The organism is Parvularcula oceani (assembly GCF_000733125.1).
Classification (GTDB): Bacteria; Pseudomonadota; Alphaproteobacteria; order Caulobacterales; family Parvularculaceae; genus Parvularcula; species Parvularcula oceani.
Genome location: NZ_JPHU01000012.1, coordinates 104470 through 114177, shown reverse-complemented (window position 1 = coordinate 114177; position 9708 = coordinate 104470). Strand labels below are relative to the sequence as shown.

11 protein-coding genes are annotated in these 9708 nt (G+C 68.4%); 4 read left to right on the top strand and 7 right to left on the bottom strand.

Features of this window, described 5'->3' with window-relative positions; genetic code table 11:
• Positions 1-113: 113 nt before the first annotated feature.
• The 5 genes from IE88_RS0112860 to IE88_RS0112840 are packed head-to-tail and all read right to left on the bottom strand — an operon-like array spanning position 114 to position 3475.
• On the bottom strand, positions 114-431 hold the full coding sequence (locus IE88_RS0112860) for a PEGA domain-containing protein (RefSeq protein WP_081871662.1): 318 nt from the start codon (positions 429-431) through the stop codon (positions 114-116).
• Positions 428-1597, bottom strand: coding sequence for a cystathionine beta-lyase (gene metC, locus IE88_RS0112855; protein ID WP_036767225.1), 1170 nt, complete (start codon positions 1595-1597; stop codon positions 428-430). The genes IE88_RS0112860 and metC overlap by 4 nt, the downstream gene beginning before the upstream one ends.
• Positions 1585-2124: a GNAT family N-acetyltransferase gene (locus tag IE88_RS0112850; RefSeq protein WP_051882162.1), complete on the bottom strand. Its 540-nt coding sequence runs from the start codon at positions 2122-2124 to the stop codon at positions 1585-1587. The genes metC and IE88_RS0112850 overlap by 13 nt, the downstream gene beginning before the upstream one ends.
• Positions 2121-2489, bottom strand: a complete 369-nt coding sequence (locus IE88_RS0112845; protein ID WP_031555103.1) for a hypothetical protein — start codon at positions 2487-2489, stop codon at positions 2121-2123. Before IE88_RS0112845 ends, IE88_RS0112850 begins: the two co-directional genes overlap by 4 nt.
• Positions 2486-3475, bottom strand: coding sequence for a cysteine synthase A (locus IE88_RS0112840; protein ID WP_031555102.1), 990 nt, complete (start codon positions 3473-3475; stop codon positions 2486-2488). The genes IE88_RS0112845 and IE88_RS0112840 overlap by 4 nt, the downstream gene beginning before the upstream one ends.
• Before the next feature lie 157 nt (positions 3476-3632).
• Between IE88_RS0112840 and yajC the strand changes: the two genes are divergently transcribed.
• The 4 genes from yajC to IE88_RS0112820 are packed head-to-tail and all read left to right on the top strand — an operon-like array spanning position 3633 to position 7411.
• Positions 3633-3974 carry a preprotein translocase subunit YajC gene (gene yajC / locus IE88_RS0112835; RefSeq protein WP_031555100.1) on the top strand — a complete coding sequence of 114 codons (342 nt, stop codon included), beginning with the start codon at positions 3633-3635 and terminating at the stop codon, positions 3972-3974.
• A gap of 4 nt (positions 3975-3978) precedes the next feature.
• Positions 3979-5577, top strand: coding sequence for a protein translocase subunit SecD (gene secD / locus IE88_RS0112830; RefSeq protein WP_031555098.1), 1599 nt, complete (start codon positions 3979-3981; stop codon positions 5575-5577).
• Between the two features lie 10 nt (positions 5578-5587).
• A complete protein-coding gene (gene secF / locus IE88_RS0112825) occupies positions 5588-6640 on the top strand; it encodes a protein translocase subunit SecF (protein WP_031555095.1) in 1053 nt (350 codons plus the stop codon).
• Positions 6641-7411 (top strand): squalene/phytoene synthase family protein, encoded by a 771-nt coding sequence (locus tag IE88_RS0112820; RefSeq protein WP_031555093.1) that lies wholly within the window; start codon positions 6641-6643, stop codon positions 7409-7411.
• Here IE88_RS0112820 and IE88_RS17500 read toward each other — a convergent pair.
• Complete coding sequence (locus IE88_RS17500; protein ID WP_162178344.1) at positions 7389-8129, bottom strand: endonuclease III domain-containing protein; 741 nt, start codon at positions 8127-8129, stop codon at positions 7389-7391. The two genes, IE88_RS0112820 and IE88_RS17500, sit on opposite strands and share 23 nt — an antisense overlap.
• Positions 8130-8227: 98 nt before the next feature.
• On the bottom strand, positions 8228-9616 hold the full coding sequence (gene trmFO / locus IE88_RS0112810) for a methylenetetrahydrofolate--tRNA-(uracil(54)-C(5))-methyltransferase (FADH(2)-oxidizing) TrmFO (protein ID WP_031555090.1): 1389 nt from the start codon (positions 9614-9616) through the stop codon (positions 8228-8230).
• Positions 9617-9708: the final 92 nt, after the last annotated feature.

Sequence of the window (9708 nt, the reverse complement as noted above, 5' to 3'; positions counted from 1 at the left end):
ATTTGGTGATGTGTCCGCGCAAGCGGGCATGGCCGCAGTCCCGTTCCGGGGCGGCGGCCATTCTTTGTATGCGCCGGGCCGCGGCGCATGCCGTGTCCTGCCCGCTCGCACGATCAGAGCTCCGGCAGCTCCGCGGCTTCGATCTCCTCGGTCCGGGCGACGGGCGTCATCTCGATGACCAAGGGACTTGGCGTTCGCGCATCCACACGCTCTCGCACCGCCTCATAGCCCGTCCGGCCAATGGTCAGGTAGAGCGGCCCCGGCACCACGATCCGGCAGGGCGTCCGGCATTCGGTCCCATCGGAAAAGCTGACCGTCGCGCCCTCCGGCACGGTCCGCAGAACGAGCTGCCCCGTGCCGGACCGCTGGGCCGGCGGCGTGATGCAGGCCGCAAGAAGGAGGGGCGTCAGGAGCAGAAGGCGGCGCATCATGGTTTCCCTTGCGGCGGCACGGCATTGGCCCTCGCGAAAGCGGCATCGAGATCGGCGATCAGATCCTCCTCGTCCTCGAGGCCTGCGTGAAGGCGCAGCATGCGGCCTTTCGCTTTCCACTGCGTTGCCGTGCGGTTCCTCTCCGGCCAGGTCGGAATGCAGAGGCTCTCATAGCCGCCCCAGCTATAGCCCATCCCGAACAGGCGCAGCGCATCGCAGAAGGCTGCGATATAGGCTTCGTCGCCACGAGCCAGCTCGGCCGCGAAGAGCCCGCTCGCGCCGGTGAAGTCGCGCGCCCAGACCCCGTGCTGCGGGTGGCTCGGCAATGCGGGGTGAAGCACGCGCGCGATCTCCTCGCGCCCTTCGAGCCAGCGGGCGAGCGCGAGCCCCGTGGCCTCGTGCACGGCCAGGCGGCGGTGAAGGGTCCGCATCCCGCGATGCATCAGGGCGGCATCGCTCGCAGCGACCGAGATGCCGATGAGGCGGGCCGTCCGCTCCACTAGGCGCGCCGCGCCGGCGGAACAGGCCAGCGTACCCATCAGGAGATCCGAATGGCCGCCGAGATATTTGGTCGCCGCCTGCACGCTGACGGCGGCACCCATGCGCAGCGGCTTGAAGTGCACGCCCGCCGACCAGGTATTGTCGACGATCACCGGCACTTCGCCCGCCGCAGCGATGATCGCCGGCAGGTCCTGGACTTCGAAGGTGAGCGAGCCCGGCGACTCCGCGAGCACGGCGCGCGTTTCGGGGCGGACCAGTTCGGCCAGCCCGCCGCCGATCAGCGGGTCGTAATAGGTCGTCTCGACACCCATCCGCCGCAGGACACCGTCGCAGAAGCTTCGCGTCGGATCATAGGCGCTGTCGGTGACGAGGATATGGCTGCCCGCTTCGGCGAAGCTCATCAGGGCGAGGGTGACGGCGCAAAGGCCCGAGGGAGCCAGCACCACATGATCCGCTTCCTCGAGGGCCGCGACGCTTTCGGCGAGAGCGTCATGGGTAGATGTCCCCCCGCGCCCATAGGAGAAAGGCCGCGTCTTCGCGGTGAAGGCCGCATAGTCCGGGAACAGCACGGTCGAGCCGCGCGCGATATCCGGATTGACGAGGCGCACGCCGTCCGTCGGGCGCCCTTCATGCGAATCCCCGGTCGGCCCCTTCATCCGCGCCATTCGATGATCCCCCGCGCCTGGCCGGTCGCCGAGAAGCCCGCCCGCTGATACATGCGCAGCGCCGCCGGATCATCCATCGTGCAGGTCTCGATGGTGACCCGGTCGGGCTCTCCGGTCCAGATCAGGTCGAGCACCTGCCGCAGGAACCAGCGGCCAAGGCCCGCCCGCTGTACTTCCGGGACGAGGCCGAAGAACTTGAAATCGGCATCGGGCCTGTTGCGCCAGTCCACCTCCGCCATCCCCGCGGGCCATCCCTCCTTGTAGAGAACATAAAGAGCGACGCGGTCGTCATGGATGATGTCCCGAAGCTCGTCATCGGCCATGTAGCGGCGGCTGACCCAGCGGTGCGGACCGCCGACCGCGTCGAAGAGATAGCGATAGAAGCCGAGCGGCGGTTTCTGCGCCCGCATCATCGCGGTCGGCACGGCCGGGCGCGGCGGCGGCGGCAGGCGCGGCGGCTGGCGCGCTTCGAGATAGGTGATCGTGACCTCGTGGCGCTCCCGCACCGGCGCCGATGCGTCATTCATATGAAATCGTCGTCGTCAGCGGAGCGGACATCCGTATGCCCCAGGGAGACCTCGATCCGGGGGCGGCTCGTCCCGCTCTCGGGCCAGACGGTCAGCACGATGAGGTCCGGCTCACCGCGCCCGGGATTCATGCGCCGCACGACGAAGCCGCAGCCATCCGGCTCCCACGCTTCGCATTCGAAGCCCTGGGATTCGAGGCACGGCGCGGCGATCGGATCGCAACGCTCCGCGACGAAGCCGATCACCTCGCGCCCGATGCATTCGGCCTTCACGCCGCAGGCGCTCTCGCTCATCGCTTCGGTCAGTGTGACCTCCTGCTCGCCGCCGCAGGCCGCGAGCAGGAAGAGGAGGGCGAGGCGCCTCACTGGTCGAGCCACCGCGGGACGGGCAGGCCCTTTTCGCGCAGCCATTGGGGATTGTAGAGCTTGGACTGGTAGCGGTTGCCGTAATCGCAGAGGACCGTGACCACCGTGCTGCCGGGGCCGAGATCGCGGGCCAGCTTCTTCGCGCCCGCGATATTGATACCGGCCGAGCCGCCGAGGCACAGCCCCTCTTCCTCCGTCAGCGCGAAGAGGATTTCCAGCGCCTCCGCATCGGTCGCGCGATAGGCCTCGTCGATTTCGAGGTCCTTGAGATTCTCGGTGACGCGGCCCTGGCCGATGCCCTCCATGATCGAGTTGCCCTCGGTCTCCAGCGTTCCAGACTTCACCCAGGTGAAGAGCTTCGCTCCGTAAGGGTCGGTCAGCGCGATCCTGACATCCTTCGACCGCTCCTTGAGCGCGAGGGCGACGCCGCCCAGCGTGCCGCCCGAGCCGACGGCGCAGGTGAAGCCGTCAATCTTGCCGTCCGTCTGCTCCCAGATCTCGGGACCGGTCGTCTTGTAGTGCGCGTCGCGGTTCGCCGTGTTGTCGAACTGGTTCGCCCAGACCGCGTTCTCGGTCTCTTCGGCCAGCCTGCGCGAATAGTGCACGTAATTGTTCGGGTCGGCATAGGGCACCGCATCTACCTCGATCAGCTCCCCACCCAGAAGCCGGATCGCATCCTTCTTCTCCTGGCTCTGGGTGCGCGGGATGACGATCTTGACGCGGTAGCCCTTGGCCTTGCCGACCATGCACAGGCCGATGCCCGTATTGCCAGCCGTGCCCTCGACGATGGTGCCGCCGGGTCGGAGCGCGCCGGATGTCTCCGCCGCCTCGACGATGCCGAGGGCGGCGCGGTCCTTCACCGACTGGCCGGGGTTCATGAACTCGCATTTGCCCAGGATCGTGCAGCCTGTCTCCTCGGAGGCGCGGCGAAGCTTGAGGAGCGGCGTATTGCCGATGAGGTCGAGAACGGAAGACGAAATCTGCATGGGGCCGGTGTAGGCGCGCGAGGGCGGCTTCGGCAACTTGGGCTCTCATTTCTCACAGCCTTGCGAGCATTTCCCCAAGGGCGCTATAGCGCCGCGTCATGCGGGACCCTACGTGTCGCGCACTCATTCGATCCGAACGCCATTCGCCGGAGCCTTCATGTTCATCACGCCCGCCTACGCGCAGGACGCCGCCGCGCAGCCCGGTTTCTTCGCCTCGCTCATTCCCTTCTTGCTGATGGCGGTGGTCTTCTACTTCCTCCTGATCCGTCCGCAGCAGCAGGCCCGCAAGCGCCACAGCGAGATGGTCGCGGGCGTGAAGCGCGGCGATCAGGTCGTCACCGCGGGCGGTATCCTCGGCAAGGTGACCCGCTCGGGCGAGGGCGATGAATGCACCGTCGAGATCGCCGAGGGCGTGCAGGTCACCGTGATCAAGCAGACCCTCACCGATGTGCGGTCGCGGACCAAGCCGGCCGAGGTGAAGGCCAAGGACAAGGCCTGACCCGATGCTGCAGTTCAATCGCTGGCAGATCGGCTTCATCCTCTTCCTCGTGGCGCTCGGCGCCTATTTCACCGTGCCGAACTTCACGGCCAAGGGCGAAGCGCCCTGGGGCTTTCCCGAGAGCCGGGTGACGCTCGGTCTCGACCTGCAAGGGGGATCGTATCTCCTGCTCGAAGTCGACACCGAAAAGGTTCTCGATGACCGCCTCCAGAGCCTGACTTCCGATGTGCGGCGCGCTCTGCGCGACCGTTCGGCCGAGGGGCGCATCCAGTTCAGCAATCTGCGCATCGCCGGCGAGCAGCTGATCGTGCGGATCAACAATCCCTCCGATCTCGAACGGGCCGAGCGGCGCCTGCGCCAGCTCGCCGGCCCGCTCGGCGGCGGGATTGGCGGGATCGGCGGCACGGGCCGCGATATCCAGGTCGAGCGGCTCGGCGACCAGCGCCTCGCCGTCAGCCTGACCGACGAGGCCCGGGCCTTCTACACCGACTCGGCCGTCACGGACTCGATCGAGGTGGTGCGCCGCCGGATCGACAGCCTCGGCACGACCGAACCCGCGATCGCGCGGCAGGGCGAGGGGCGCCTCGTCGTGCAGGTGCCCGGCGACGACGACCCCGAAGCGCTGAAATCGGTCATTGCGAGGACCGGCCAGCTCAGCTTCCACATGGTGGACGACACGGCCGATCCCGCCGCGCCGATCCCGCCGCGCCGCGCGGTCTATCCTCTTGCCGATGGCGGCTATGACCTCGTCATCTACGAGGCCGCGGACGTGACCGGCGACATGGTGACCGACGCCAGCGCCTCTCCCGATCCCGACAGCGGCGGCTTTCAGGTGAACTTCGCCTTCGATGGCCGCGGGGCGCGCCGCTTCGCGGAGGTCACGCGAGAGAATATCGGGCGGCGCTTCGCGATCCTGCTCGACGAGCAGATCATCTCGGCGCCCACCATCCAGTCGCCGATCACCGGCGGCTCGGGCCGCATCACAGGACGGTTCTCGCCCGAAGAGGCGACGGAGCTGTCGATCCTGATCCGCTCGGGCGCGCTGCCCGCGCCCCTGACGGTGATCGAGCAGCGCTCGGTCGGGGCCGATCTCGGCGCCGACTCCGTGCGTGCGGGCACGATCGCGCTGATCGTCGGCTTTTCGGCCGTGATCGTCTTCATCGCGATCTATTACGGCCGCTTCGGCCTTTATGCCGATGTCGCCCTGCTGGCGAACGTCCTGCTGATCGCGGGCGCGCTGTCCATGCTCGGCGCGACGCTGACCCTGCCGGGCATCGCAGGCATCGTCCTGACCATCGGCATGGCGGTCGACGCCAATGTCCTCATCTTCGAGCGCATCCGCGAGGAGCTGAAGACGGGCAAGAAACCGGTCGTCGCGGTCGAGGCGGGCTACAGGCACGCCTGGTCGGCCATCTTCGACGCGAACCTGACCACGCTGATCGCGGCCTTGATCATGTTCCAGCTCGGTTCCGGCCCCGTGCGCGGCTTCGCCGTCACGCTCGGCATCGGCGTCGTCACCTCGGTCTTCACGGCCTTCATCCTGACGCGGGTCCTGGCAGGCGGCTTCGTGCTGTCGCGCCGCCCCAAGACGCTCGCGATCTGAGGACAGAAACATGGCTTTCAGTCTCGTACCCGATGACACGCATATCCCGTTCACGCGCTTCGCCACCGCTGCGCAGATCGGCTCGCTCGTCGCCATCCTCGCCTCGGTCGCGGCCTTCTTCCTGCTCGGCCTGAATTTCGGCATCGACTTCCGCGGCGGCGTGACGGTCGAGGTCGGCCCCGCGCCGGGGGCCGAGTTCACCGCAAGCGACCTGACCGAGGTCCGCTCGGCGGTCGATGCGCTCGGCCTCGGCGATGTGCGGGTCCAGAACATCGGCGGCGGCCTCGGCGACGAGGCCGAAGGCATCGTCGTCTTCGTCGAGGAGCAGCCGGTCAGCCCCGACGCCGTTCCGGCCGAAGGCCAGATCGCGCCGGACGAGTTGCAGGCCGCCGATCCGGCGGATGCCGGCAGGGCGGCGGAAATCGCGCAGCAGCGGGTCGCGGAACAGGTGCGCGACACGCTCGCGGGCGTGCTCGGCGCCGATATCAGCTATCGCCGCGTCGATGTCGTCGGGCCGACCGTGTCCGGCGAGCTGGTCGAGCGCGGCGTGACGGCGCTGGTCGTCGCGATCACCATGATGCTGGTCTATATCTGGTTCCGCTTCGAATGGCAGTTCAGCCTCGGCGCCATCCTGGCGCTCGTGCATGACGTCATCCTGACGATCGGCATGTTCGCCGTGACCCAGCTCGACTTCACCCTGTCCATCATCGCGGCGCTTCTGACCATTGTCGGCTATTCGATGAACGACACGGTGGTGGTCTATGACCGGGTCCGGGAGAACCTGCGCAAGTTCAAGCGCAAGCCTCTGGCCGAGGTGATCGACCTCTCCATCAACCAGACCCTGGCGCGCACGATCATGACGTCGCTGACCACGCTGCTCGCGCTCGGCAGCCTGTTCCTGTTCGGCGGCGACGTCCTGCGCGGCTTCAGCTTCGCGATGATCTGGGGCATCGTCATCGGCACCTATTCGTCGATCTTCATCGCCTCGCCCGCGCTGCTGCGCACCGGCGTGAAGCGCGAATGGGACGAGCGGAAGGCCGAGGCGGCAACCGCGACGCCATAGGTGGAGACGAGCCGCTTCACGCCTCTTCCCGCCGAGACCGCCAGCTATCTGCTGGACGGGCTCTCGGCGGAGGAGGACTGGCGGGTGGTCCTGCCTTACGTCCCCGGCGGCAGGCGCGGCGGCGCGCTGGCGATCCTCGCTCTGACCGAAGAGTTGGCCAATATCCCCGCGCGGGTCTCGGAGCCCATGCTGGGTGCGATCCGTTTCCAGTGGTGGCGCGAAGCGCTCGAGGAAGTCTTCGGACCGGCGCCGGTGCGCAAGCATCCGCTCGCTCAGGCGCTCGATGCCGCCTTCGCCCGCACGCCGGGCCTGCGGGCTCCGCTGGAAGCCCTTGTCGATGGCGCGGAAACGGCGCTCGGCGCCGAGCGCCCGTCTTCGGCGGGCGAGGCCGTCGCCCTGCTCCTGCCGCTCTATGGGCGAAGCAGCGAGGCGCTCGCTTCGCATCTCGGCGGCGAAGCGGAAGGCCTTGGCCGCGCCGCCGCTCTTCATGCCGCCTGCCGGGCGCGGCAGGGGGGCGGCCATCAGGGACAGGCGCGTCAGGGGCGTGGGCAGCCGCGCCTCGCCGATCTGGTCTCAGCCGCCGAGATACCGGACGGCACGATGCTGGAGGAGGTGCGGCAGGCCCGCCAAGGCCTTGGTGGCCTCGATGCCGCGCTCATGCCCGCCGCCCTGCCTTTCACGCTGGCCCCCGCCTATGCCCGCGGCAGGCGGCTGAGCGGGCTTGCCAAGCGGTGGCGCTATTTCAGGGCTATGCTGACCGGGCGGCTTTAGCCGGCGCCGCCTTCCGGCCCGGGAAGGCCAAGACGTCGCCCGAGTTCCTGTTCGCCGAAGGGCAGAGATCCCTGAGCGCGCAGCCGCCGCAAGCAGGGCGTCCATCGGCGCAGGCCGCCCGCGCGAGGCGGGTCAGCCCGCGTCCGAGGTCGCCGAACTCTTCGGCGCCCCAATCCGACGGCGCCTTCTCGGCCAGATGGCGGGGCAGGGCCGACATGGGCGCAGAGGCCGGCGCGAGCCCGAGCCGGCGCAGCGGGCGGGCGCTTTCCCGGCCCACGACGGGCACGGGGCGGCGCAGATCGGAGAAGCTGAGAACAGCCGCCGCGATCTCGGCGGTCACGCGGGGCAGGCGTTCGAGCCAGCGTCCGGCCGCATCGGTGCCGAGGCGGCGCAGGAAATCGAGCTCGATCACGCCGCGCTCGTCCTCGATGAGCCGCAGGATCTCGGGCAGGGCCTCGGCCTTGGCCGGGGCGCCGGGAACGCCGACGAGCAGCTGCGCCACCCGCTCGGGCGCCGCATCGCGCAGGTCGGACCAGCGCGGGAAGGTCGCCTTGACCCGGTTATAAACGGCGAGGCCGACCGAGGGCGCCGCGTTCTCCGCGGTGACGGCGAAGACCAGCTGGCTGAGCGGATCGGTCAGCGGCGTCACGCGCGCGGGATAGACCGTCCGGAGGCGGTCCAGGATCTCCGGCAGGCGGTTGTCCACAGCGAATGTCATCGAGGTCTGCATGGCCTGAATCATGCAGAACATTCAGAGAACGGTCAAGCGATGTTTCGCATCTGTTCCAGGATTTCCACAGGCGGGAACAGGAGAGCCTATGCCGCCTGCCGCGCCGTCCCCAGCCAGCCTTCGAGGTCTTCGAGCGCCCGCGCCGTGATCAACCGCTTGCGCGCACGGCCCTTTTCCTTGCCCTTGATGCGATTGCCCTCGGCATCGCGCGTCGGGGCGGGCATGTCCGGGAAGAGGCCGAAATTGACGTTCATTGGCTGGAAGCTGCCCTTGCCGCCGTCGACATGGCCTTCGGTGATGTGGAAATGCAGCGCGCCGAGGGCCGTCGTGCGCGGGGGCAGGCTCGCCTCCTCGCCGCGTCCCTGCGCCGCCGCGAAGCGGCCGGCCAGAAGGCCCATCGCGGCGCTTTCGAGATAGCCCTCGACGCCCGTGATCTGCCCGGCGAAGCGCAAATTCGGCCGCGCCTTCATCCGCAGCTCCCGGTCGAGGAGCTTCGGCGAGTTGAGGAAGGTGTTGCGGTGAATGCCGCCGAGCCGCGCGAAGCGGGCGTTCTCCAACCCCGGGATCAGGCGGAAGACCTCGGTCTGCTGGCCGTATTTCATCTTCGTCTGGAAGCCGACCATGTTGTAGAGCGTGCCGAGCGCATTGTCCTGGCGCAGCTGGAGGACGGCATGCGGCCGCCGCCCGGTGCGCGGATCGGTCAGGCCGACGGGCTTCATCGGGCCGAAGCGCAAGGTCTCGCGCCCGCGGCTCGCCATCACCTCGACCGGCAGGCAGCCTTCGAAATAGGGCGTGTTCTTCTCCCAGTCCTTGAACTCGGTCGTCTCGGCGGCGAGCAGCGCGTCGAGGAAGCGCTCATATTCCTCTTCGGAGAAGGGCAGGTTGATATAGTCCTTGCCCGTGCCTCCGGGCCCCGGCTTGTCATAGCGCGACTGGTACCAAGCCGTGCCGAAATCGATCGTATCCTTGTAGATCACCGGCGCGATGGCATCGAAGAAGGCCAGCTCCTCCTCGCCCGTCAGCGCCTGGATCGCTTTTGCGAGCGGGGCAGAGGTGAGGGGGCCGGTCGCAACGACGACATTGTCCCACTCTTCGGGCGGCAGGCCCGCGATCTCTTCGCGGACGATGCGGATGCGCGGATGGCCTTGGATGGCCGCCGTCACCGCGCCGGAAAAGCCGTCCCGGTCCACGGCCAGCGCGCCGCCGGCGGGGACCTTGTTCGCATCCGCGCAGCGCAGGATCAGCGAGTTCGCGCGCCGCATCTCCTCGTGCAGGAGGCCGACGGCATTGTTCTCGGCATCGTCCGAGCGGAAGGAGTTCGAGCAGACGAGTTCCGCCAGCTGGTCGGTATGATGCGCCTCGGTCGAGCGCACGCCGCGCATCTCGTGGAGAATGACGTCTGCGCCCGCTTCGGCCGCCTGCCAGGCGGCTTCGGACCCGGCGAGGCCGCCGCCGATGATATGGATCGTGCTCATGGCCGGGACATAGACGCGGCGAGGCCGAAGTTACAGGGGGCCGAAGGTCAGCCCCCCGTATCCGGCTTGCTGATAAAGGCGCGACGCGCCAC